Annotated in this window: 16 protein-coding genes and 1 pseudogene; 12 read left to right on the plus strand and 5 right to left on the minus strand. The window is 74.9% G+C overall.

All coding sequences use genetic code 11. From position 1 onward, the window contains the following. Positions 1 to 183: 183 nt before the first annotated feature. Together AB0D32_RS09910 and AB0D32_RS09915 are read left to right on the plus strand one after the other, a co-directional pair. Entirely contained in the window at positions 184 to 1,056 is an 873-nt protein-coding gene (locus tag AB0D32_RS09910; protein WP_357087125.1) for a PspA/IM30 family protein, read from the plus strand. A 23-nt stretch (positions 1,057 to 1,079) separates the two neighbouring features. After that, the gene (locus AB0D32_RS09915; protein WP_357087128.1) at positions 1,080 to 1,859 is read left to right on the plus strand and encodes a hypothetical protein; all 780 of its coding nucleotides are present in this window, start codon (positions 1,080 to 1,082) and stop codon (positions 1,857 to 1,859) included. Here the strand turns inward: AB0D32_RS09915 and AB0D32_RS09920 are convergent, their stop codons facing one another. From AB0D32_RS09920 to AB0D32_RS09935, 4 genes and pseudogenes are all read right to left on the minus strand, one after another. After that, a complete protein-coding gene (locus AB0D32_RS09920; RefSeq protein ID WP_357087130.1) occupies positions 1,860 to 5,507 on the minus strand; it encodes a hypothetical protein in 3,648 nt (1,215 codons plus the stop codon). 246 nt (positions 5,508 to 5,753) lie between these two features. Further along, on the minus strand, positions 5,754 to 6,647 hold the full coding sequence (locus tag AB0D32_RS09925; RefSeq protein WP_357087132.1) for a zinc finger domain-containing protein: 894 nt from the start codon (positions 6,645 to 6,647) through the stop codon (positions 5,754 to 5,756). 340 nt (positions 6,648 to 6,987) lie between these two features. Then, positions 6,988 to 7,776, minus strand: a complete 789-nt coding sequence (locus AB0D32_RS09930; RefSeq protein ID WP_357087447.1) for an SAM-dependent chlorinase/fluorinase — start codon at positions 7,774 to 7,776, stop codon at positions 6,988 to 6,990. A gap of 213 nt (positions 7,777 to 7,989) precedes the next feature. Then, positions 7,990 to 8,346 (minus strand): annotated as a pseudogene (locus AB0D32_RS09935) (GNAT family N-acetyltransferase); the annotation flags it as partial. Positions 8,347 to 8,615: 269 nt separating this feature from the next. Between AB0D32_RS09935 and AB0D32_RS09940 the strand changes: the two are divergent. After that, positions 8,616 to 9,203 (plus strand): hypothetical protein, encoded by a 588-nt coding sequence (locus tag AB0D32_RS09940; protein WP_357087135.1) that lies wholly within the window; start codon positions 8,616 to 8,618, stop codon positions 9,201 to 9,203. Between the two features lie 68 nt (positions 9,204 to 9,271). On the opposite strand, the gene AB0D32_RS09945 is transcribed toward AB0D32_RS09940, so the two are convergent. Beyond that, positions 9,272 to 13,885 carry an ATP-dependent helicase gene (locus AB0D32_RS09945; protein ID WP_357087450.1) on the minus strand — a complete coding sequence of 1,538 codons (4,614 nt, stop codon included), beginning with the start codon at positions 13,883 to 13,885 and terminating at the stop codon, positions 9,272 to 9,274. Between the two features lie 193 nt (positions 13,886 to 14,078). Here AB0D32_RS09945 and AB0D32_RS09950 point away from each other — a divergent pair, with 193 nt between their 5' ends. The 9 genes from AB0D32_RS09950 to AB0D32_RS09990 all read left to right on the plus strand — a co-directional run bounded on the left by AB0D32_RS09950 (position 14,079) and on the right by AB0D32_RS09990 (position 23,352). Continuing rightward, the gene (locus tag AB0D32_RS09950; RefSeq protein WP_357087138.1) at positions 14,079 to 14,465 is read left to right on the plus strand and encodes a hypothetical protein; all 387 of its coding nucleotides are present in this window, start codon (positions 14,079 to 14,081) and stop codon (positions 14,463 to 14,465) included. A gap of 269 nt (positions 14,466 to 14,734) precedes the next feature. Further along, positions 14,735 to 17,569 (plus strand): Na+/H+ antiporter subunit A, encoded by a 2,835-nt coding sequence (locus tag AB0D32_RS09955; protein WP_357087141.1) that lies wholly within the window; start codon positions 14,735 to 14,737, stop codon positions 17,567 to 17,569. Beyond that, positions 17,566 to 18,045, plus strand: coding sequence for a Na(+)/H(+) antiporter subunit C (locus AB0D32_RS09960; RefSeq protein ID WP_357087144.1), 480 nt, complete (start codon positions 17,566 to 17,568; stop codon positions 18,043 to 18,045). Before AB0D32_RS09955 ends, AB0D32_RS09960 begins: the two co-directional genes overlap by 4 nt. 13 nt (positions 18,046 to 18,058) lie before the next feature. Further along, positions 18,059 to 19,564 carry a Na+/H+ antiporter subunit D gene (locus AB0D32_RS09965; protein ID WP_357087146.1) on the plus strand — a complete coding sequence of 502 codons (1,506 nt, stop codon included), beginning with the start codon at positions 18,059 to 18,061 and terminating at the stop codon, positions 19,562 to 19,564. Next, positions 19,561 to 20,136, plus strand: coding sequence for a Na+/H+ antiporter subunit E (locus AB0D32_RS09970; protein ID WP_357087149.1), 576 nt, complete (start codon positions 19,561 to 19,563; stop codon positions 20,134 to 20,136). Before AB0D32_RS09965 ends, AB0D32_RS09970 begins: the two co-directional genes overlap by 4 nt. 3 nt (positions 20,137 to 20,139) lie before the next feature. After that, positions 20,140 to 20,409 carry a monovalent cation/H+ antiporter complex subunit F gene (locus AB0D32_RS09975; protein ID WP_357087152.1) on the plus strand — a complete coding sequence of 90 codons (270 nt, stop codon included), beginning with the start codon at positions 20,140 to 20,142 and terminating at the stop codon, positions 20,407 to 20,409. After that, on the plus strand, positions 20,409 to 20,741 hold the full coding sequence (gene mnhG / locus AB0D32_RS09980; protein WP_357087154.1) for a monovalent cation/H(+) antiporter subunit G: 333 nt from the start codon (positions 20,409 to 20,411) through the stop codon (positions 20,739 to 20,741). Before AB0D32_RS09975 ends, mnhG begins: the two co-directional genes overlap by 1 nt. A gap of 200 nt (positions 20,742 to 20,941) precedes the next feature. Continuing rightward, positions 20,942 to 22,291: a hemolysin family protein gene (locus AB0D32_RS09985; protein ID WP_357087157.1), complete on the plus strand. Its 1,350-nt coding sequence runs from the start codon at positions 20,942 to 20,944 to the stop codon at positions 22,289 to 22,291. Beyond that, positions 22,288 to 23,352, plus strand: coding sequence for a hemolysin family protein (locus tag AB0D32_RS09990; RefSeq protein WP_357087160.1), 1,065 nt, complete (start codon positions 22,288 to 22,290; stop codon positions 23,350 to 23,352). Before AB0D32_RS09985 ends, AB0D32_RS09990 begins: the two co-directional genes overlap by 4 nt. The last annotated feature ends 59 nt before the right edge of the window (positions 23,353 to 23,411 follow it).

A 23,411-nucleotide genomic window follows, 5' to 3' on the forward strand; every position in this document is an offset into this window, starting at 1 on the left:
TGGTCGGGCTCGACCGCGCCGCGTACGCTTGATCGCGGACGGCGTCGGCGCCCGCTTCGCTCGCCGGTCCGGGCGCCCCCGTGGCGTCCGGCTGGGACGATGGAGCCACTGCCGCGCCGGAGCCGGCCGGGAGCACCCGCCGCGGTCGAGGCGGAGCGACGTTACTGAGGGGACAACGCAAAGATGGCGAACCCGTTCGTCAAGGGGTGGAAGTACCTGATGGCGCTCTTCGGCGCCAGGATCGACGAGCACGCCGATCCGAAGGTGCAGATCCAGCAGGCCATCGAGGAGGCCCAGCGCCAGCACCAGGCGTTGGTCCAGCAGGCCGCCGCCGTGATCGGCAACCAGCGGCAGCTGGAGATGAAGCTGTCCCGTCAGATGTCCGAGGTCGAGCGGTTGCAGGCCAACGCCCGCCAGGCACTGGTCCTCGCCGACCAGGCCCGCGCCCGGGGCGACGAGGCCGAGGCCGGCCGCTACGAGCAGACCGCGCAGACCCTGGCCACCCAGCTGGTCTCGGCCGAGCAGGCCACGGAGGACCTGAAGACCCTGCACGACCAGGCGCTCGGCGCCGCCGCCCAGGCCCGCCGGGCGGTCGAGAACAACTCGATGATCCTCCAGCAGAAGCTCGCCGAGCGCACCAAGCTGCTCAGCCAGCTGGAGCAGGCCAAGATGCAGGAGAGCGTGGCCCGCTCGCTGGAGTCGATGTCCTCCCTGACCGCCCCCGCCAACACTCCCTCGCTCGACGAGGTGCGCGACCGGATCGAGCAGCGGTACGCCACGGCGATGGGCCGCGCCGAGCTGGCCGGCAACTCCGTCGAGGGCCGCATGCTGGAGATCCAGAAGGCGACTCTCGACTCGGCCGGCTCCTCCCGCCTGGAGCAGATCCGGTCGAGCATGGCCGGCGAGCAGCTCGGCGGCAAGCAGGAACGACCGGCCGTGGAGCACACCCAGCCCGCCGCGCCGGCCGCCGACCCGGCGGCCGCCGCCCGGCTGGACGAGATCCGGGCCAGCATGGGCCGGGAACGCGGCACCGGGGACACCACCGCCGCTGGCTGAGCGGCCGGTTCGAGGAGGCAGAGGTGGCAGACGAGCGCACGCGGTACTTCCGGCGCCTGAGCCGGTTGCGGCGGTCCGCCCGCCGCTGGAGCGTCATGGCCGGTGGCCTGGGCGGTGCCGCCGCCGTGCTGACCCCGTACGCCGGGCTGGGGCTGCCCGACGCCGCCTGGGCCGCCGGCGCGGGCAGCGCGCTGGCGCTCGCCGCCTGGCGCTGGGTCGACCTGCGGGCGCTGGCCGCCCGGCCGGCCCCGCCGGCGCTCGACCCGGCCGAGGCCGCCGCGCGGTCCCGCGCCAGGCTGGTCGCCGCCGTGGAGCGGCTCCCCGTCGGCCCCGGCGTGCTGGCCGAGGTCCGCCGGGTGCGCTCCCGGGTGGCGCTGCGCGGCACCAGCGCCGCCGAGCCGTGGGCCCGGCTGGACCGGGCCGCCCTCACCCTCGCCGGCATGTCCGGCCGGCTGACCGGGCTGGCCGAGCCGGCCGTGCTGGAGGCCGCCGAAGCCGACCGGTCGCTGCGGGACCTCGCCGGCCGGGTGGCCGGCGTCGACCGCACGCTGCGGCTCGCCCCGGCCGATGCCCGTCCGGCGCTGGCCGAGGCGCACCGGGCGTTGACCGGGCAGCTGGAGCAGGGCGTCGCCGCCTACGAGCGGCTGGTCGTGGCCGCCGCCGGCTACGTCGCCGGGGACGCCCACCCCGACGCCGAGCACCCGGCGGCCTCCCGACTCACCGAGGCGACCGACCGGCTGCACGGGGTCGCCTCGGCGCTGACCGAGCTGCGCGGCGTCGGCGCACCGCTGCGTACGCCCTGATCAGGGCGGCGTGCTCACCGGCACCGGGCCGGTGAACGGGGAGCTGCCGACGACGTTGAACGACCGGATCCGGTAGTGGTAGGTGACGCCGCGTGCCAGCCCGGAGTTGGTGAAGCCCCGGCCGGTGACGGTGAAGGTCGCCACCTCCCGGCTGAACGTCGGGTCCAGCGCCCGCTGCACGATGAACCCGGCGCCCGGCGCGGCCGGGGTGCTCGCCGCCCAGCCCAGGATCACCGTCGCCGTGTCCGGCCCGGGTGCCGTGGCGGTGGCGGTCACGCCGGTGGGCGGGCCCGGCGCCGGCGGGGTGGTCGCGCGGGCCACCGTCGACCAGGCCGACGCGGCGCCGAGATAGGTCGTCCGCACCCGGTAGTAGTACGTGGTGTCCGGTGCGACCGCGGCGTCGAGATGGTTGTCGTCCACCCCGATCGCGGTGGTGCCCGGTCCGCTGCTGAACGTCGGGTTGGTGGCCCGCTGCACGTCGATTCCGGTCGCGAAGGAGCGGTTGGCCCAGCGCAGCGCGATCCGCAGCGGCGCGGCCGGCGGGATCGCCGCGGTCAGCCCGGTCGGTGCGGCGAGCCACACCGAGGCCGGCACGCTGTTGGACCACGTGGAGCAGCTCACCGCGTTCTCCGCCCGGATCCGGTAGTGGTAGGTCACCCCGGGGGTGACGGTGGCGTCGGTGTAGCGGGTCGCCGTGGCCGCCACGGTGATCGCCGTCAGCCCTTGCGTGAAGGTGGCGTCGGTGGCCCGCTGGAGCAGGTGGCTGGTGGCCGGTGGGCGACTGCCGTTGCCCGTCCAGGCCAGCGCGATCGCCGGCAGCGCGGTGGCCGAGCCGGGGACCGGGGTCGCGGTCAGCCCGGTCGGTGCCCGGGGCGACACCCGCAGCACCAGCGGCCGGCCCATGCCCTGGTCCCGGTGGCCGCCGAGCTGGCTGTGCCAGTGGTACTCCCAACCCAGGTTGACGAGCTGGTTCACCACCACCGCGGGCCGGCCGTCCACCGGGCTGACCGGGGTCGAGCCGGTCCGCACACCGGCCGGCCGGACCGGGTCGAGCAGCCGTACGCTGTCGCCGACCTTGAACGGAAGCGGCGGCGCGACCGGCCGCAGCGCGACGATCACGTCCTCGCGCGGGTTGACCCGGACGACCTGCTTCCAGCCCCGCTCCGCCGGGTGCGGTGCCCGGGTGGCGCCGTCCCAGCCGACCCGGTTCACCAGTTGCACGTCGCAGCCGGTGAACCGGACCGGCTGGGTCTGTCGGCTGTTGCCGCGGATCCGCCAGAGCTGGGTGCCGTCGCCGGGCCCGCCCACCCCGACGGCCGGGTCGCTGACGTGCAGCACCTCGGTGGCCGGGTCGGTCGGCCCGAGCGGCAGGACGGTGGGGGAGAGCGGCCCGGCGTGCGGGTGTCCGACCCCGAGCCGGCCGACGAGCCGGCCGTGCTCCGGTTCGAAGACCTGCTGCACCGCCTTCACCTCGAGCGGCAGGAGCACCGGGGCGGCCCCGCCGGCCGGGACGAAGCTGACCGAGCCGGCGTGCGCCGGGACCACCGTGTCGCGCGCCGTCCGGGTGCCGAACGCCGTGTCGTACGCCGGCTGCGGCACGATCGGCGGGCGCTGGCTGGCCGCGTACGCGTCGGGCAGGCGCTCGCACAGCCGGGCCAGGTCGTACGGCGGGGCCGGGGTGCCGGCGACCCGGAACTGGAGCAGGGTGCGGGTGTTCGGCCCGTACCCGGGGCGGGTCGGCGGTGCGCCACCCTCGGCGGTGCGGTCCGGGGCGCCGGTGTGCTGGTCGGCGCGCGGGTCGAAGCCGGGCAGCGGGGCCGGGCAGTCGTTGTAGAGGATGAGCGTGCCGCCGGGCGGGACGGTGGAGAAGTCCACCAGCACGTCGGCTGCCTCCCCGGGGGCGAGCAGCAGCGCGTGCGCGTCGACGTTGAGCACGGTCGGATCGCGGCGGTCGTACCGGTAGCCCACCGGCTGGTTCGGCAGCACCACCGGGGCGGGGAGCAGGCCGCACTCGTTGCCGATCTGGATGAGTTCCGGGCCGGCGGCGCGCGGGTCCGGGACCCCGCCGTCCCGCCCGTCCGTCGGCCAGCAGGCCGGCCGGTCCGGCGCGCGGACCGCCTCCACCATCGGCACCTCGCCGGCGTCGGCGTCGGCCAGCCCGCCGTCCGGGTCCCACATCGGGCCGTCGGAGCGGGCCCGGTAGAGCTGTAGGTTCAGGCCGCGGTCCAGGCAGGCGTTGAGGATCCGGAACCGGTACGTCCTCGGCTCGACCTCCAGGTACGGGTAGGCGACCCCGTTGACCAGCATGGTGTCGCCGAACGCGTCGGGCACCGCCGAGGGATGCGGGACGCCGGGCGCGAACGGCGGCTCGTCGGGTTCGGCGACGGGATCGTGGTGCGGGTTCGCCACCGGTCCCGCGCGGTGGCGCGTCCCGCCGTGCTCCCGCTGCCCGCCGTCGTCGGCCGTACGCGACCACGGGCCGTAGTCCCACCGGCCGGTCGGGTTCGTCCCGTCGGCCCGGTACGGGTTCTGCCGGGGCTGGTAGACGTGCGGGTGCCAGAGGCTGCCCCGGGATCCCCAGCGGTCCCGGTCCCACGTCGGGTCCTCCCCGGCGAGCTGGGTGTCCTCCGGCACGAAGGTCTTGTCCTCGATCACCAGGGGCAGTTGGTCGGCGGGAAGCACCTCGTCGGCGACGAGCCGCTCCTCGGCGGGGTCGGTGAGCAGGTAGAGCGCGAGCTGCCCGGAGTAGACGGTGAGCCGGGCCAGGCCGACGGTGTTGTCGTGGAACCAGCACAGCCGTCCGCTCTGCTCGTTCGGGTAGTAGAGCGTGGTGGCGCCCGCCCCGGGCGGGGGCATGTCGGGGACGTGGACCAGACCGGGTCCCGTCGGGTACGGGGTGATCTCGCCGGCCGGGGTCACCCACTGCCAGGGGTTGCCGGCGCTGATCCAGCCGGTGTGCGCGCCCGCCAGCCGCAGCACGGCCCGGTTCTGCGGGTAGGGCGCCGGGCCGTCCAGGGGGCCGGCCCCGGCGCCGTCGACGGTCGGGTCGACGGGCAGGAAGAGCTCGCCGGCCCGGCCGGTGGGCAGCTGGTTGATGAACTTGACCCGGACCGGCCGGCCCCGCCGGGCCAGGATGAGCGGGCCGAGATGCCAGGGACGCCCCGCCGGCGCGACGGTGTTGTGCCCGTGGGCGTCCGTGCCGAGGTTGAGCTGCCGGTAGCCGCGCAGCCGGGTCGCCGGCAGGTCCCGGTGCAGCCGCTGCGCGTACTGCTCCAGGCCGATCTCGTAGTAGTCGCAGCCCGGGTAGCTGGTGGTGTCCGGCACCGCCAGCGGCAGGTGCCCGCCCAGCTCGGTGCGGCCGAGCGTGCCGGGGCGGGGGAGCGCGTCAACGAACTTGCGGATGCCGGTGCCGGGTAGCACGGACCCGTCGGCGTCGACGACGGGCAGCGGACTGCGGGCGTGGTTCGGCACCGAACCGAAATAGCGCGGGACGGCGGCCGGGTCGAGGCTGGCCGGCGCGACGACCGGCTCCTGGGCCTGCCGGGCCGCCGGGACGGACGCCGCCGGGATCCCGTCGGCGACGTTGTCTTCGGCGCGGGCCGTCGCCCGATCCGCCCAAGGGATCCGGAGTCTGCGGAACAGGTCCATGGCTCTCCCCGGTGTCCGGGCGCGGCGTCCGCCACGGCGTCGTGGCGGACCCGGTCGCGCTTCGCTGACGATGCGTGAGGAGTCAACCGCAGCATGCGACCTCGACGGTGGGGTTAGGAAGTACCCAATCGTCCGTATCTGTGGCGGGGATGCGACTCGTCGCCGTACCGACGGAGTTTCCCGCCCGACACGCCGGCCGGGTGTGCCTGCTCGCCGCGCCCCGGGCGACACCGTTCCTGCCGGTCGTCAGCCGGCGGGGCGCTCCGGCTGGCAGACCGGGCACCAGTAGGTGACCCGCTCGCCCGACTCCTCCTTGCGGATGGCGGTGCCACACCGCCGGCACGGCTGGGCGCGCCGGCCGTACACGTAACTGGTCTGCCCCCGGCGCAGCGACCCCGTCGTGCTCTGCGTCCAGCGACCCCGGTTCGCCGCGAGCAGCCGCTGCGCCAGCGCCACGGTGCCGGCGAGGTCCGGCACCGCGCGCACCGGCGCCCACGGCGAGACGCCGCGCAGGAAGAGCACCTCGCACCGGTAGAGGTTGCCGACCCCGGCCAGGTTGCGTTGGTCCAGCAGCGCCTCGGAGATGGTGGCGTCCGGGTGGGCGGCCAGCCGACGTAGCGCCTCGGCCGGGTCCCAGTCCGCGCCGAGCAGGTCGGGGCCGAGGTGCCCGACGAGCGACCCCTCCTCGGCGGTCGGCACCAGCGCCAGCTCGTGCAGGTGGTAGCCGACGGCGACCGCCCGGGCGCCGTGCAGCACGACCCGGATCAGGTGCGCCGGCAGGCCCGTCCAGCGTTCGCCCGGCCCGTACGTCCGCCAGGCGCCGTCCATCCGCAGGTGCGAGTGCAGCGTCCAGCGCTCCCCGCCGCCGGTCCGGGCCGCGTGGTCCGGCGGGCGTGGGTCGCCTGTCCCGGCCGTGCCGTCTGTCGGGGGCGCGTCGTCTGTCGGAGGCGCGTCGTCTGTCGGGGCGGTGAGGCGTAGCAGCAGGTGCTTGCCCCGGCTGGCCGACTCCCGCACGGTCCAGCCGGTGAGGTCGGTCGCGGCGAGCTGCGGCACCCGGAAGTCGCTGCCGGTCAGGCGGGTGCCGGCCAGGGCGCGGTGCAGCACGCGGGCCGTGTTCCAGACGGTGTCGCCTTCGGGCACCCGTCCATCCTCCCTCGCCCTCCCCGAGCCCCGCGGTCGCCGAGGGGATCTTCCTTGCGGCGCCGCGCACCCTGGCCCGGCCCACGACCCGGGTCCGCGCCACCGTCGACGTCCGACCGGCCGCCGGTGCCACCGCCGAGGCCCAGGTGCGGGGCTGGTGCACGGCGGGCTGGACCGAGTGGCGCGAAGCCACCGGCGCGGCCGTCTTCGACCGGCCGGCGGCCAGTACGTCAGCCACGCGTACGTCTCGGCGTTCTACGGCGGAACCGTGCCGCTCTGCTGACCGCTGACCGTTGACCGGGTACGCCCGCCGGGCCGGCCGATGGCTCCGGCCCGGCGGTCAGCCGGCCGCGATCCGCAGCAGGTCGCCCGGTGTCACCGTCAGCATGTCCACCGCCCGGCCGCCGTTGACCGCCACGGCGACCCGGCCGGCCGAGTCGGCGTGCACCACCAGCCTGCCCGGTGGGGCGTCGCCGAAGGTGCGCCCGTGCACGGCCTCCCGGCCGGGCTCGGACCCGGTGCCCGGCCGCACCCGGACCCGCGCCGGCAGCGGTGCCAGCAGGTCGCCCGGCGCGGCCAGCTGCACGTTGCCGAAGTGGTCGACGGTCAGCACCTCGGCCGTGAAGCCGTCCGCCTCCGGCCGGAGCACCGGCGCCGGCAGCCGGACGAGGGAGCCCGGGTCGACCGCCGGCCCGACCCCGGTCAGCGGTGCGCCGAGCGCCAGCCGCGCGGCAGCGGGCGCGAAGACGTCCCGGCCGTGGAACGTGTGGGAGGCCCCGGGCCCGAGCCAGTCCTGATCGGTCAGCTCGACGGCCGCCGTCACCCCGCCCAACGCCTCGGCGGCGTCGACCAGCAGGCCGTTGTCCGGCCCCACCAGCAGCCCGCGCGGTGTGGCCAGCGCGACGCCCCGGCGGGTCGTGCCGACGCCCGGGTCGACGACGGCCACGTGCACCCCCTCCGGCAGGTACGGCACGGTCTGCGCGAGCACCGCGGCGCCCCGGCGGACGTCGGCCGGCGGCACGAGATGGGTCACGTCGACGACCCGGGCCTCCGGCGCCAGCCGCGCGATGACCCCGTGGCAGGCGGCGACGAAGCCGTCGGTGAGACCGTAGTCGGTGGTCAACGAGATCCACGGAACCCGGGCCGGGCCGGCGGTGACCGGCTGACCGTGGACCGGAAGGCCGACCGGGACACGGTCGTCGGTGGCGAGGCACAGCTCCAGGACCAGCTCGTCGTGCAGCGGGATGCCGTCCTCGCCGACCGTCGGGATGCTCGGCTTGAGCCGGCGGGCCCGGTCCACCGCGCCCTGGTCCACGCGCACCAGCCGCAGCCCGCGCCGCTGGTAGAACCGCAGCGCCCGCAGGTTGTCGTTCGTGGTGACGAGCCAGAGCCGGTCCCGGCCCCCGCCCCGGGCCACCTCCGCGGCGGCGGCCAGCAGCGCCGTGCCGACGCAGCCGCCGGGCGTCGCGGCCACCACGCTGACCACCTCCAGCCCGTCGGCGTCGTCACGGTGGGCGAGCGCCCCGACGACCGCGCCGGCACCGTCGACCGCCACCAACGTCGGCAGCGTACGCAGGTCGTGGCGGGTGTCGTGGGCGACGACGTACGGCCCACCCCACTCGCGTTCGTGCAACGCGTCGACCGTCGCGCGGTCCCCGGCCCGCGCCGGCCGGACCGTCACCCCGTTCGACCCGGTCATCCCCGCTCCCCTCGTCGACAGGCTCGGGATCGTACCGTCGCCGGACGTGCCGGAGTGCCTACGGTGACGGAGGCGCTGCGGCGGGGGCCGTTCCGGAGTGCCGTTCTGTCGTTTCCGGCGATCGTGCCGGAGTGCCGTGCCGGCCCGTCCCCGCTGTGCCGTGCGGTCCCGTGCGGCCCGGTCGACCGGGGCAGGCTGGCGGAAATGGGACAACGGCACTGACCGACCGGCCACTGCCGGGACGAGATCCGATTGGGCAGACTGCCGGGGTGACCAACCGGAGTCTGCCCGCCGTCGCGGTGCTCGTGATCGCTGCCGCCCTCACCGCCGCCTGCGGCGACGACGCGGAGGAGCCGCCGCGCGCCGAGCCCCCGGCCGCCTCGGCCCCAGCCCCGGTCGACGTGCCTTCGTCGGACCCGACGGGCGCGCCCGGAGCAACGACGACACCGGCCGCCCCGCCGACCGGGGCAGGCCCAGCCGCTCCGAGCGCCGGTGGGACGACCGAGCGTCGGCCCGCCAGCCCGCCGCCGGTGAAGCTGCCCGTCCGGCCGACCGGGACGCCCGGCGCGCGGCAGGTGGTGGACGCGTTCAAGGCCGCCGGGCTCAAGGTGCCCAACCCTCGGGACAGGTCGGTCGACTGCGGGCCGGACGGGCTCGGCCTGGGCTGCTCCGAGCTGCTCGCGACCGACGCCGTCACCGTGTACGTCTTCCCCGACGAGACCAGCGCCGGCGACATCGCCGAGACGTGGGGCGGCCAGTCGTTCCGGCGGGGCACGGTGGTGCTCAACTACCTGGAGGCGAAGACCCCCGCCGCCGACCGCGCCAGGTACGAGAAGGTCCTCACCGGCCTGCGCTGACCGTGGGCCCGGCCCGGCCCACCCATCCCGGCCGCTGAGGCGTGGCTGGCCGGGGCTGAGGTGCGGGGTCAGCCGCGCAGGCGCAGGCCGCGTGGCGTGGCGCGGAACCCGGCGGCGGTGAGGGCGTCGCGCAGCGGCGAGGAGCGCACCGCCTCGCCGTCGGCCCGCTCCACCGACATCGCGCCCAGCGCACCGGAGTGGACCGCGTCGGCGAGCGCCTTTCCGGCCGCCGCCAGCATGTCGGTGTCGTCGGTGAAGGAGAGGATCGTCCGTCCGCCGCGTTCGACGTAGAGCACCAGGTCACCGGCGACCAGCGCCACCACGGCTCCGGCCTTGCGCCCTGCCCGGTGCCCGGTCGCCGGGGCGGCCCCGTCGCCTGAGTCGACCACCCGCTCCGGCCAGGGCAGCGCCGCACCGTACGGGTTGGCCGGATCCGTCGCGGCGAGCACCAGGGTGGGTCCGCCGCGCCCCCGCCCGCCGTCTGTCGGCTCGGCCAGCGCCCGGATCCGGTCCACCGCGCCCGGCACCGCGAACTGCGCCGCGCCCAGGCCCTCGACGAAGTAGCCCCGCCGGGCCGCGCCGCGTTCCTCCAGCGCGGCGAGCACCGGGTAGACCGCGGCGAAGCCGCCGGTGACCTGCTCGGCCAGCACCGCCCCCCGGGTCACCACGCCGTGCCGTTCGAGCAGCACGTCGGCCAGGGCCGCGGCGCGGCGGGTCGGATCGGTGTCGCGTTCCGGCAGGCGGGACCAGCGGCCGGCGACGGTCGGCGGACCGCCCCGAGTCGGCAGGGCGACCCGCCCGGGACGCCGGTAGCGGGTGCGGGGCGCGGTGGGACGTGACCGGTGCGCCCCACCACCGCCGAGCGTCGCGCGCAACGGGGCCAGGGTGTCGTTGGTGAGGTGACCGGCCCACACCAGGTCCCAGACGACGGCGGTCAGCGCGGCGTCGTCGGTCGAACCGACCCGGTCGGACAACGACCGGAAGAACAGGGCCTGCCCGTCGCCGAGCGCGTCCAGCACCGCGTCGTGCAGTGGAGTGCGGGTGAGCGCCTCGTCGGGCGGGGGAAGCAGCAGCGGCGCGACGTCCGCGTACGCGAGAGTGACCCAGCCGTCCCCGCCGGAGATCGCCCCGGAGCCTGCCCAGAGCACCTCGCCGCTGGCGCAGAGCTCGTCGAGCTGGGCGGGGGAGTAGTCGGCGACGCGGCCCGGCAGCACCAGCCGTTCCAACGCCGACGCCGGCACCGCCGCCCCCTGCAACTGCTCCACGGCGGCGGCCAGCGCCTCCACTCCCCGCCCGGACGAGCCCATCTGCTGCCACCGGGGCAGGAACGCAGCCAGCGCGCGGGGCGGCACCGGCTCGATCTCCCGGCGTAGCGCGGCCAGGGACCGGCGGCGCAGCAGCCGCAGCACCTCCGCGTCGCACCACTGGCTGCCGACCGTGTCGGGGGTGAACTCGCCGGCCACCACCCGCCCGGTGGCGGCGAGCCGGCGTAGCGTCTGCTCGACCACGAAGACGCCCAGCCCGAAGCGGGCCGCGCAGGTCGCGGCGGCGAACGGCCCGTGCGTACGCGCGTAGCGGGCGACCAGGTCGCCGAGCGGATCGGCCACCGGGGCGAGGTACGCCTCGGCCACCCCGACCGGCAGGGCCACACCGAGGGCGTCGCGCAGCCGGGCCGCGTCCTCGATGCCCACCCAGCGCTCCTCGCCGGCGACGCGCACGCACAGCACCCGGCGGGCCGCCGCCAGTTCGGTCAGCCACCCGGGAGCGGCCCCCCGCTCGGTCAGCTCCGCCTCGGAGAGGTCGCCGAGCACGCGGAGCAGCTCGACCACGTCCTCCGCGTCGCGCGGGCGGCGCTGCTCGGTCAGCCAGCGCAGCTGCCGCTCGGTTTCGGTCAGCACCACGGGGTCGAGAAGCTCCCGCAGGTCGACCCGGCCGAGCAACTCGCCGAGCAGGGTCGAGTCCAGCGCCAACGCGGCGGCCCGGCGCTCGGCCAGCGGGGCGTCGCCCTCGTAGAGGAAGGCCCCGACGTAGCCGAAGAGCAGCGACCGGGCGAACGGCGACGGCTGGGCGGTCTCCACCTCGACCAGGCGCACCTTGCGGGAAGCCAGGTCGCGCATCAGCGCGGCCAGCGCAGGCTGGTCGAAGACGTCCTGGAGGCACTCCCGGGCGGCCTCCAGGGTGACCGGGAAGTCGGCGTACTCGCGGGCGACGTCGAGTAGTTGGGCGGCGCGTTGCCGCTGCTGCCACAGTGGCTGGCGGCGACGCGGGTCGCGCCGGGGCAGGAGCAGCGACCGGGCGGCGCACTCCCGGAACCGGGACGCGAAGAGCGCGGACGTGCCGACCGACTCCTCGACGAGCTGGGCGATCTCCTCCGGCTCGAAGACCACCACGTCGGCGCCGGGTGGCTCGTCCGCCGTGTCCGGCAGGCGGACCACGATGCCGTCGTCGGACGGCATCACCTGGGCGTCCAACCCGTAGCGTTCGGTCAGCCGGCGGCCGATGGCCAGCGCCCACGGTCCGTTGACCCGGGCACCGAGCACGCTGTGCACGGCCAGCCGCCAGTCGCCGAGCTCGTCGCGGAACCGTTCGACCACGACCGTGCGGTCGTCGGGCAGGGACCGGGTGGCGGCGCGTTGCTCGCGCAGGTATGCCATCAGGTTGCCCGCGGCCCAGTCGTCGAGCCCGCCGGCCCGCAGCGCGGCGATCGCCGTCTCGTCGTCCTGCCGCAGCAGGGCGCGTACCCGGGCGCCGATGGCCCGACCCAGCTCGATGGGCCGGCCGAGCTGGTCGCCCTTCCAGAACGGCATCTTCGCCGCCTGCCCGGGCGCCGGGGAGACCAGCACCCGGTCGGGGGTGATCTCCTCGATCCGCCAGGACGACGAGCCGAGCAGGAAGACGTCGCCGACCCGCGACTCGTAGACCATCTCCTCGTCCAGCTCGCCGACCCGGGCGGCCCGCTCGGCCCCGGCCAGGAACACGCCGAAGAGGCCCCGGTCGGGGATCGTGCCGCCGCTGGTCACCGCGAGCCGTTGCGCGCCGGGCCGGCCGGTGAGCGTGTCGGTGGCGCGGTCCCAGACCAGCCGGGGCCGCAGCTCGGCGAACGCGGTGGACGGGTAGCGGCCGGAGAGCATGTCGAGCACGGCGTGCAGCGCCGAGTCGGGCAGCTCGGCGAAGGGAGCCGCCCGGCGTACCAGCACGGCCAGGTCGCCGACGCGCCACGGCTCCAGCGCCACCATGGCGACGATCTGCTGGGCCAGCACGTCGAGCGGGTTGCGCGGGTGGTGCAGCTCCTCGATGGCGCCGTCGGCCATCCGCTCGGCCACCACGGTGCACGAGAGCAGGTCGCCCCGGTGCTTGGGGAAGACCACCCCGCGGGAGACCGCCCCGACCTGGTGCCCGGCCCGGCCCACGCGTTGCAGCCCGGCGGCCACGCTCGGCGGCGCCTCGATCTGCACCACCAGGTCGACGGCGCCCATGTCGATGCCCAGCTCCAGGCTGGAGGTGGCCACCACGGCGGGCAGCTGGCCGGACTTGAGCGCCTCCTCGATGTGTTTGCGCTCCTCGCGGGAGACGCTGCCGTGGTGGGCGCGGGCGATCACCGGGGCCGCGCCGGCCACCGCGCCGGCCTGCGCCATCACCTCGGCGGGCTGCCGCGACGGCCCGGCCGGGCCACCCCACCCGTCGGCGCCGGGCCGCGGGCTGCCGCCGGCGGACGCCGGCTCCAGCTCGTCCCCACCGCGCGCGCCGGACGCGGACGCGGACTCCAACTCACCGGCGGCCAGCTCGTTCAGCCGGGCGCAGAGGCGCTCGGCTGAACGCCGTGAGTTGGTGAAGACGATGGTCGAGCGGTGCGACCTGACCAGGGAGAAGACGCGTTCCTCCACCGCCGGCCAGATGGATGCCCGGCGTGGGCCGAGACCGCCGAGGTCGTCCTCCGGCGACTCGTGCTCGTCGAGGCGGGTCATGTCCTCCACGGGGACCTGGACGCTGACCTCGATCGTCTTGGCGGTGGGGGGCGCGACCACGTCGACGGGGCGGGCACCGCCGAGGAAGCGGGCACAGTTGTCGACCGGCCGGACGGTGGCGGAGAGGCCGATCCGTTGCGCCGGGGCGGGTAGCAGCTCGTCGAGGCGTTCCAGGGAGAGCGCGAGGTGGGCCCCGCGTTTGGTGCCGGCGACCGCGTGCACCTCGTCGACGATCACCGTCTCGACGCCGCGCAGGGAGTCGCGGGCGGCGGAGGTGAGCAGCAGGAACAGCGACTCGGGTGTGGTGATGAGGATGTCCGGCGGGGTGCGGGCGAAGGCCCGCCGCTCGTCGGCGGGGGTGTCGCCGGTGCGCATCCCCACGGTGATCTCCGGTGGGGCGACGCCGAGCCGGGTGGCGGCCTGTCGGATGCCGGTGAGGGGGGTGCGCAGGTTGCGCTCGACGTCGACCGCGAGCGCCTTGAGCGGGCTGACGTAGAGCACCCGGCACCGGTGCCGGGGGTCGGCCGGGGCGGGCTCGCGGGCCAGTCGGTCGAGCGACCAGAGGAACGCGGCCAGCGTCTTGCCCGAGCCGGTGGGCGCCACCACCAGCGCGTTGTGCCCGGCGGCGACGGAGCTCCAGGCGCCGGCCTGGGCGGCGGTGGGCGCGGCGAAGGCGGCGCCGAACCACTCCCGGGTGGCCGCGCCGAAATCCGCCATCGCATCCGTCACGCCGTCCATCCTGCCCCGGAGGTGCGACATCCAGGCTCTTGCCGGGGATGGCGCGCCCCGCTCCGGCTGATACGCGATGTTTGCGGCCTTGAACACGTTAAGTCTTACTTAACTGCTTGCTTGTGCCCCACAACATAAAGTAACTTCACTCGGAGCGTCGGCCTGGGGTGGAGGGGATCGGATGACCGTCGAGCAGCGGAGCTTCGAGCCCGGCATCGACGTGCTCATCCGCAAGGTCGACAGTCACCTCGCCGCCGTCCGCACCGGCCTGTCCGGGCCGGAACTGGAACTGGCCGAGCGGCTCGCCGCCGTGCTGCGGGAACTGGTCGTCTCCACCACGCAGGCCAGCGCGGCCGACCGGGGGCAGGTCCGCGCCGCCGTGCACTACTTCGTGTTGCGCCGGGAGATCCGGGGGCGGCTGTTGCCGGTGCGCTCCCTCGCCGCCGTCGAGCGGATGGTCAACAAGGTCGCGGTCCAGCTCGGCCGTCCCGACCTGTTGGTGGAGCCCCGTCGCGAGTGCCCGACCCGCGAGCCCGTCACCCCCAACGCCGACCTCACCGTCGGCTGACCGGCAGCGGTCCACTCCCGTCCACCGCTCCCTCATGGCCTCTGTTGGGGATGGACGTACCGGGGTGTGAGCGCCAACGGGCGCGGCTGCTGGTCACGTGTCAGCGGCCGACCGGTATCAGCGTCCGACCGGCAGGCCGATCAACCGCCAAGCAGGGACGAATTCGCGCAAAACGGCCCGCCAGGCGACGAACTGGCGTGTGATCGCTCCTAGGTGCCGTGCCGTCCCACCCCCGGCGTGCGCCGCAGCCACCTCGACCAGGAGCGCGGGTGCTCGTACTGCTGATCCTCCACTTCGTGGCGGCCCTCGTCGCGCCGCTGCTCGTCCGGTGGTGGGGTCCGCGCGCCTGTTATCCGCTCGCCCTGGCGCCGGCAGCCGCGTTCGGGTGGGCGCTGGCCCGCACGTCCGCCGTCCGCGACGGCGGCGCGGTGGTCGAGACGTACCCGTGGATCCGGGAGCTCGGGATCGACCTGGCCCTGCGGCTGACGACGCTGTCCTGGCTGATGACCCTGCTCGTCGGCGGGGTCGGCGCGCTGATCCTGGTCTACAGCGCCCGCTACTTCGGCCCGGAGTCGACGGGGGTGGCCCGGTTCGCGGCCGTGCTGGTGGCCTTCGCGGGGGCGATGCTCGGCCTGGTCCTCGCCGACGACCTGCTGCTGCTCTACGTCTGCTGGGAACTGACCACGATCTTCTCGTACCTGCTGATCGGGCACAGCACCGAGCGGCGCTCCAGCCGGTGGGCGGCGGCGCAGGCGCTGATGGTGACCACGCTCGGCGGGTTGGCCATGCTGGTGGGGTTCATCATGCTCGGCGGGCACGCCGGCAGCTACCGCTGGTCGGAGATCACCGCCGGCCCGCTGCCGGGCGGGGCGTACCTGGTCACGGCGGTCGTGCTGATCCTCGCCGGGGCGCTGGCCAAGTCGGCGGTGCTGCCGTTCAGCTCCTGGCTGCCGGTGGCGATGGCGGCGCCCACGCCGGTGAGCGCGTACCTGCACGCCGCCGCGATGGTGAAGGCGGGCGTCTACCTGATCGGGCTGCTCGCCCCGGTGCTGGCGAGCGTCGGCCCGTGGCGGCCCGTCGTCGTGGTCGCCGGCCTGGCCACCATGCTGACCGGGGGCTGGGCGGCGCTGCGGCAGACCGACCTGAAGCTGCTGCTGGCGTACGGCACGGTCAGCCAGCTCGGCCTGATCGCGGTGGTGATCGGGGCGGGCACCCCGGACACGGCGCTGGCCGGCGTGGCGATGCTGCTGGCCCACGCCCTGTTCAAGGCGCCGCTCTTCCTCGTCGTCGGCATCATCGACCACGGCGTCGGCACCCGCGACCTGCAGGAGCTGTCCGGGCTGGGGCGACGTGCGCCGCTGCTCGTCACCGTGACGGTGCTCGCCGCCGCCTCGATGGCCGGCCTGCCGCCGCTGGTCGGGTTCGTCGCCAAGGAGGCCGTGCTGGCCGCCTTCACCGACCGGCCCGCCGTCCTCGCCGTGCTGGTGGCCGGCACCATGCTCACCGTCGCCTACAGTGCCCGGTTCGTCTGGGGCGCGTTCGCCACCCGGCCGGGCGTGGAGCCGACCGTCCTCGGGCGGGTCCCCACGTCGATGCTCGTCCCGCCGGCCCTGCTGGCCGCGGTCGGGCTGGTCGCCGGCCCGGCCGCCGGGATCCTCGACGGACTGCTCCGCCCGTACGCCGAACTGTTCGGCGTCGTCGGCAAGGACCTGGCGCTGTGGCACGGCCTCAGCCCCGCGTTCGGCCTCTCCGCGCTCGCGGTGGCGGGCGGCGCGGTGCTGCACGCGCTGCGCGGCCCGCTCGCCCCGATGCTGGCCCGGCTGCACGTCCCGGTCGGCGGCAACGAGGGGTACGAGTGGCTCACCCGCCGCTTCGACCGGCTGGCCATGGGGGTCACCGGCGCCACCCAGCGGGGTTCGCTGCCGCAGTACCTCGGCGTCATCCTGCTCGTGCTCACCGTGGTGCCCGGCGGGGCGATGCTGGCCACCCGTCCGTGGCGGGACCGGATCGCCCTCTGGGACAGCCCGTTGCAGGTCGTGGTGGTGGCGGTGGTCACCGTCGCGGCGGTGCTCGCGGTGGGCGCCCGCCGGCGGCTGACGGCGATGCTGCTGGTGGGCATGACCGGGTACGGCACGGCGATGCTCTTCGTGGTCCACGGCGCGCCGGACCTGGCGTTGACCCAGTTCCTCGTCGAGACCGCCACCATCGCGGTGTTCGTGCTGGTGCTGCGCCGGCTGCCGGAGCGGTTCTCGGCCCGCCCGAAACACAGACGCTGGATACGCCGCACGATCGGGCTGGTCGTCGGCGTGGTCGTCGGCGGGCTGGCCCTGACCGCCGCGTCGGCCAGACAGGCACCCACCATCTCCGACGCGTTCCCGGACCTGGCCGTCACCCACGGGTACGGCCGCAACGTGGTCAACGTGACCCTGGTCGACATCCGGGCCTGGGACACGATGGGCGAGCTGTCGGTGCTGGTGGTGGCCGCGACCGGGGTGGCCAGCCTGGTCTTCCAGCAGTCCCGGACCGGCCCCCGCCCCCGCCGCCCGCAGCCGCTGAGCCGGGTGCAGCGGCCGGGGCACCGGGTCTGGCTGCGCGGCGGGGCGACCCTGCACGAGCGGCAGCGCTCGATCGTGCTGGAGGTCGTGACCCGGCTGGTCTTCCACACGGTGGTGGTCTTCTCCCTGTTCCTGCTCTTCTCCGGCCACAACGCGCCGGGCGGCGGCTTCGCCGGCGGCCTGGTGGCGAGCCTGGCGCTGGTCGTGCGTTACCTGGCCGGCGGCCGATACGAACTGGCCGAGGCCGCCCCCGTCGGCGCCGGCACGGTGCTCGGCGCCGGCCTGTTCGTCTCGATCGGCACCGGGGCCGTCGCCCTGCTCGCGGGCGGAACGCTGCTCGAAAGCGCCCGGATCGACCTGTGGCTACCGCTGATCGGCGAGTTCTACCTGGTCACGTCCCTCTTCTTCGACGTCGGCGTCTACCTGGTCGTGGTCGGGCTGGTGCTGGACATCCTGCGCAGCCTCGGCGCCGAGGTGGACCGGCACATCGAGGCGGCCGGCGAGTCCGGCGGCGGGTTGCGGGTCGACCGGCGGGGGGACCGGGCGTGAGGACGGGCGTCGCGGGACCCACCCTCGTGCTGGTCGTCGCCGCCGGGGTGCTGGTCGGCTGCGGTGTCACCCTCCTGCTGGAGCGCAGCCTGAGCCGGATCCTGCTCGGCATCATCCTGCTCGGCAACGGGGTCAACGTGCTCATCCTGGTGGGCGGGCGCGCGGGAGCCGCCCCGGTGGTCGGCACGGCGCCCGCCGGCACGTTGAGCGACGCGCTGCCGCAGGCCATGATCCTCACCGCGATCGTGATCACCTTCGGGCTGACCGCGTTCCTGCTGGCGGTGAGCTACCGCAGCTGGTACCTCACCGGCGACGACGAGGTCCCCGACGACATCGAGGACCGGCAGGTCAGGCAGGCGGCCGAGCGTAACGAACTGGCCGCCGCCGACCTCGGCGGCGAGGGCCCGGACGCCGACCCCGAGCAGGTCGACCCCGAGCCGCCGCGCCGGCTCCGACGCGGGGACGGCCCCGGATGACCGGGTACGCGCGATGAGCCAACTCGTGCCGCTGCCCGTGGTGGTGCCGCTGCTCGGTGCGGCGCTGACCCTGCTGCTGGCCCGGTGGCCGATGCTGCAACGGGTCGTCAGCGTGACCTGCCTGACCGTCACGATGGCGGTGGCGGCGGTGCTGCTGGTGCAGGCGTACCGGCACGGGCCGGTGGTGGTGCAGGTCGGCGGGTGGCCCGCCCCCGTGGGCATCGTGCTGGTCGCCGACCAGCTCGCCGCGCTGATGCTGGTGGTCTCCTCGGCGGTGACCCTCTGCGTGCTGCTCTACTCCGTCGGCCAGGGGCAGGGGGACTTCGGCGAGACCGTCCCGGTGACCATCTACCACCCCACCTACCTGGTGCTGACCGCCGGCGTGACCAACGCGTTCCTCGCCGGCGACCTGTTCAACCTCTTCGTCGGCTTCGAGATCCTGCTGGCCGCGAGCTTCGTGCTGATCACCCTCGGTGGCACCGAGACCCGGATCCGCACCGGCTCGACGTACGTCGTGGTCAGCATCCTCTCCTCGATGATCTTCCTGGCCTCGGTGGGCCTGGTGTACGCGGCCACCGGCACCGTGAACATGGCCCAGTTGGCGCACCGGCTGGACGCGCTGCCCGACGGCGTACGGCTGACGCTCCAGCTGATGCTGCTGCTCGCGTTCGGGATCAAGGCGGCGGTCTTCCCGCTCTCGGCCTGGCTGCCGGACAGCTACCCGACGGCGCCGGCCCCCGTCACGGCGGTCTTCGCCGGCCTGCTCACCAAGGTCGGCGTGTACGCGATCATCCGTACCGAGACGCTGCTCTTCCCCGGCGGCCAGCTCTCCGGGCTGCTGATGGTGGTGGCCGGGCTGACCATGGTGGTCGGCATCCTCGGCGCGGTGTCCCAGTCGGACATGAAGCGGCTCTTCTCGTTCACCCTGGTCAGCCACATCGGCTACATGATCTTCGGAGTGGGGCTGAGCACCGTCGCGGGGCTCTCCGGCGCGATCTTCTACGTGGTGCACCACATCACCATCCAGACCACGCTGTTCCTGGTCGCCGGGCTGGTCGAGGACCGGGCCGGCAGCACCGACCTGCGCCGCATCGGCGGGCTGGCCCGGGCAGCCCCGCTGCTCGGCGTCCTCTTCTTCGTCCCGGCCATGAACCTCGCCGGGATACCACCCTTCTCCGGCTTCCTCGGCAAGCTCGGCCTGCTCCAGGCCGGCGTCGCGACCGGTGAGCCGCTGCCCGGCGTGCTGGTCGCGGCGGGAACGGTGACGAGCCTGCTCACCCTCTACGTGGCCTCGCGGGTGTGGAACATCGCGTTCTGGCGGGCCCCCCAACTGGACACCCCCCAGCCGGTCGTCCGCCTGCCCGCCCTGATGGTCGGCGCGACGATCGCGCTGGTCGGCCTCGGGCTGGCGCTGACCGTCGTCGCCGGGCCGCTGTTCGACGTCACCGCCGACGCGGCGAGCGACCTGCGCGAACGCACCCCGTACATCCGTTCCGTGCTGCCGGTCGGTGCCCCGTGACCCCGGGCTCCGGGGCGCCGGCGCGCGGGCGGGGGCGGCGGCGCGACCGGCTGATCGCGTTCGGCTGGCTGGTGCTGGTCTGGAGCCTGCTCTGGGGCGACTTCTCCTGGGGAAACCTCGTGGGCGGGATGCTGGTGGCCGGGGCCGTGCTGCTGTTCTTCCCGCTGCCGCCGGTCAGCTTCGGCGGCCGGCTGCGCCCCGGGCCGCTGCTGGTCTTCGCGGCGCGCTTCGTCGGCGAGCTGGTCAGCGCCAGCGCGCACGTCGCCCGGGTCGCGGTGCAGCCCGGCTACCGGCCCCGGGGGGCGATCATCGCGGTCCGCCTCCGGGTACGCACCGACCTGAACCTGGCGCTCACCGCCGAAGCGATCTCGCTGGTGCCGGGCACGCTGATCGTCGAGGTGGACCGGGCCGCCGGCGTCCTCTACGTGCACGTGTTCGACACCCACGGTGCGCAGGACCTGATCGGCAGCCGGCAACGGATCTTCGCCGTCGAGCGGCGGATCGTCCGCGCGGTCGGCTCCGCCGCCGAGGTCCGCCAGGTGAGCGTCGATCCCGTCGAGAGGGGACCCTGACCCGTGACCACGTTCCTCGCCGTCACCCTCACCACCCTGTTCTCGGTGACCGGGCTGCTGGCCCTGATCCGGCTCTACCGGGGGCCGTCGCTGATCGACCGGGTGGTCGCCGCCGACATGCTGCTCGCCACCATGGTGGGCGCGGTCGGCGCGGAGGCCGCGGTGAACCGCCACGCCACCACGCTGCCGGTGCTGGTGGCGCTGTCCATGCTCGGCTTCGTCGGCTCGGTGTCGCTGGTCCGCTTCGCCGTCCGCGAGGACGGGGAGGCCTGATGTGGGGCACGCTGGCCGACTGGCTGGGCGGCGGCTGCCTGGTGGTCGGCGCCCTGCTGAGCCTCGCCGCCGGGATCGGGGTGCTGCGCTTCCCGGGGACCCTGGACCGGATGCACGCCGCGACCAAGCCGCAGGTGCTCGGGGTGCTGCTTCTGCTGCTCGGCCTGGCGTTGCGGCTGCGTACCCCGGCAGACCTGGGCATGGTGGCGCTGATCGGGATCTTCCAACTGGCCACCGCCCCCGTGGCGGCACAGATGATCGGCCGGGCCGCCTACCGCACCGGCCGCGTCGACCCGGCCCTGCTCGACGCCGACGAACTCGCCGACCGCTGACCGCCGCACCGGGCAGGCCCCGCCGATCCCGGCGAACCCGGACGTCCGGGGGGGCTTCGGCGCACCTTCAGCGGACATCCAGCCGCGCCCGATAAAATGGGCCGCATGATCGACTCTTCTGCCCAGGAGGGCAGCAGTAGCAAGCCGGGTTCTGCCCGGCGTATCCCGACCCCGACGTCCCCGGGAGCCCTGAGCGACCCGTGTTGATCGTCGTTGGTCTTCTCCTCATCATCGTGCTCACCGCCGCCACCGGATACTTCGTGGCCCAGGAGTTCGGCTACGTCGCCGTGGACCGGGGGCGCCTCAAGCAGCTCGCCGACGACGGCGACAAGGCAGCCGCCCGGGCGTTGGAGGTGACCGGACGGCTGTCGTTCATGCTGTCCGGCGCGCAACTCGGCATCACCGTCACCGCCCTGCTCGTCGGCTACGTCGCCGAGCCGTTCCTCGGCGCCGGGCTGGCCGAACTGCTCGGGGTGGCCGGCATCTCCACGGCGGTCAGCCTGCCACTCTCGCTCGTCCTGGCCCTGCTCATCGCCACGTTGGTGCAGATGGTCCTCGGCGAGCTCGCTCCGAAGAACCTCGCCATCGCCCGGCCTGAGCCCCTCGCGAAGGCCCTGAGTCGTTCCACCCTGATCTACCTCAAGGTCGCCGGCCCGCTGATCAAGCTCTTCGACAAGGCCGCGGTCCGGCTGCTCCGCCGCGTCGGCATCGAGCCGATCGAGGAACTGCCCAGCGGTGCCACCCCGGAGGACCTGGAGCAGATCATCGCCGAGTCCCGCCAGGAGGGGCACCTGACCGCCGAGATGTCCACGCTGCTCGACCGGGGGCTCGACTTCCGCCAGCTGACCGCCGGCGAGGTCATGGTGCCCCGCGTCGACGTGCACACCGTACGCGCGCACGAGCCGGTGAGCCGGGTCGTCGAGCTGCTGGACACCGGCAAGTCCCGCTTCCCGGTGCGCGGCACCGAGGGCGTCGACGACCTGGTCGGCGTCGTCGGTATCGCCGACGTGCTCGGCGTACCCCCGGAGCAGCGCGCGACCACCCCGGTCAGCGCGGTCGCCGGGCCTCCGCTCCTGGTGCCGGAGACGCTGCCGCTGCCGACGGTGCTGGACCGGCTGCGCTCCGGCCACCGCCAGTTGGCCTGCGTGGTCGACGAGTACGGCGGTTTCGCCGGCGTGATCACGCTGGAGGACATCGCCGAGGAACTCGTCGGCCCGATCCGGGACGAGGACGACCCGCCGGAACGGGCCCCGGCCCGGCAGGAGGACGGCTCCTGGGTGGTGCCGGCCCGCTGGCGCATCGACGAGGTCGCCGACAGCACCGGCATCGCGCTGCCCGAGGCCCCGGAGTACGACACGCTCTCCGGACTGGTCATGCGGGAGCTGGGGCGGGTCCCCGAGGTCGGTGACCAGCTGGAGATCAGCCTGCCGGCCGAAGGCGAGGAGAGCGCGGTCGGGCCGCGCGCCCTGGTCGAGGTGCTGGCCGTCGACCGGCACGTGGCCGACTCCGTCCGGCTGCGGATCGCCGCGCCGGGGGAGGTGTCCGCATGAGCCCCGGCATCGCGCTCTTCACGTCGGTGATCCTGCTGGCGTTGAACGGCTTCTTCGTGGCCGCCGAGTTCGCCCTGGTGGCCAGCAAGCGCTACCGCCTGGAGCACGCCGCCGCCGGTGGCGGCCGGGCGGCCCGGGCCGCGCTGGAGGGCGTACGGGAGCTGTCCCTGATGCTCGCCGGCGCGCAGCTCGGCATCACCCTGTGCACCCTGGGGCTCGGCGCGCTCGCCGAACCGGCGATCGAGCACCTGCTCAGCCCGCTGCTGCACGCGGTCGGGCTGCCCACCGCCGCGAGCCACGCGATCGCGCTGGTCTTCGCGCTCAGCGTCGTCACCTTCCTGCACCTGGTGGTCGGGGAGATGGCGCCGAAGTCCTGGGCGATCACCGACCCGGAGCGCTCGGCGGTGCTGCTGGCCCTGCCGTTCCGTGCCTTCGCGCGGGTCGCCCGGCCGGTGCTGTCGGTGATGAACTCGCTGGCCAACGCGATGCTACGGCTGGTGAAGGTCAATCCGCAGGATCAGCTCGCCCAGGTGCACGGCCCGGACGAGCTGCGCATGCTGCTGGAACAGTCCCGCGAGCACGGGCTGCTCGGCGCGGAGCAGCACCAGATGCTGACCAGCATGCTGGAGTTGCAGGGCACCACGGTGGCCCAGGTGATGGAGCCGTTCCACCAGATGGTGACGGTGCGCCGCGACGAGGGCGCCGACCGGATCGAGCAGGTCAGCCGCGACAGCGGCCGGTCACGGCTGGCCGTGCTGGACGCCAACGGCGACGTCTGCGGCCTGGTCCACGTCCGGGAGGCGGTCCGGGCCACCACCACGGGTCGTGCGGTCACCGCCGGTGACCTGATGACCAGCGCCTTCACCCTGCCGGCGTCGGTCTCGGTGACCGAGGCGGTGGCGGAGATGCGGGCCCGGCAGTCCCAGCTCGCGCTGGTGCGCAACGGCGGCGGGCCGACCCGGCCGATCGGGTTCGTCGCGCTGGAGGACCTGTTGGAGGAGGTCATCGGCGAGTTCGACGACGAGACCGATCCGGTGCCGCGTGGGCGACGCATGAGGTGAGACGAGGCCGAGGGGTGGCCGCTCTTCGCCGAAGTCCGGGCGGCCACCCGCGAGCTGCG

This window comes from Micromonospora sp. NPDC048170 (assembly GCF_040652795.1).
In the GTDB taxonomy this organism is placed as follows: domain Bacteria; phylum Actinomycetota; class Actinomycetes; order Mycobacteriales; family Micromonosporaceae; genus Micromonospora.

Bases quoted from the DNA above. Each gene is read 5' to 3' on its own strand.
- AB0D32_RS09920 (WP_357087130.1), bottom strand. From the start codon at position 5,507: ATGGACCTGTTCCGCAGACTCCGGATCCCTTGGGCGGATCGGGCGACG.
- AB0D32_RS09950 (WP_357087138.1), top strand. From the start codon at position 14,079: ATGACCGTCGAGCAGCGGAGCTTCGAGCCCGGCATCGACGTGCTCATC.
- AB0D32_RS09910 (WP_357087125.1), top strand. From the start codon at position 184: ATGGCGAACCCGTTCGTCAAGGGGTGGAAGTACCTGATGGCGCTCTTC.
- AB0D32_RS09990 (WP_357087160.1), top strand. From the start codon at position 22,288: ATGAGCCCCGGCATCGCGCTCTTCACGTCGGTGATCCTGCTGGCGTTG.
- AB0D32_RS09945 (WP_357087450.1), bottom strand. From the start codon at position 13,885: ATGGCGGATTTCGGCGCGGCCACCCGGGAGTGGTTCGGCGCCGCCTTC.
- AB0D32_RS09965 (WP_357087146.1), top strand. From the start codon at position 18,059: ATGAGCCAACTCGTGCCGCTGCCCGTGGTGGTGCCGCTGCTCGGTGCG.
- mnhG (WP_357087154.1), top strand. From the start codon at position 20,409: ATGTGGGGCACGCTGGCCGACTGGCTGGGCGGCGGCTGCCTGGTGGTC.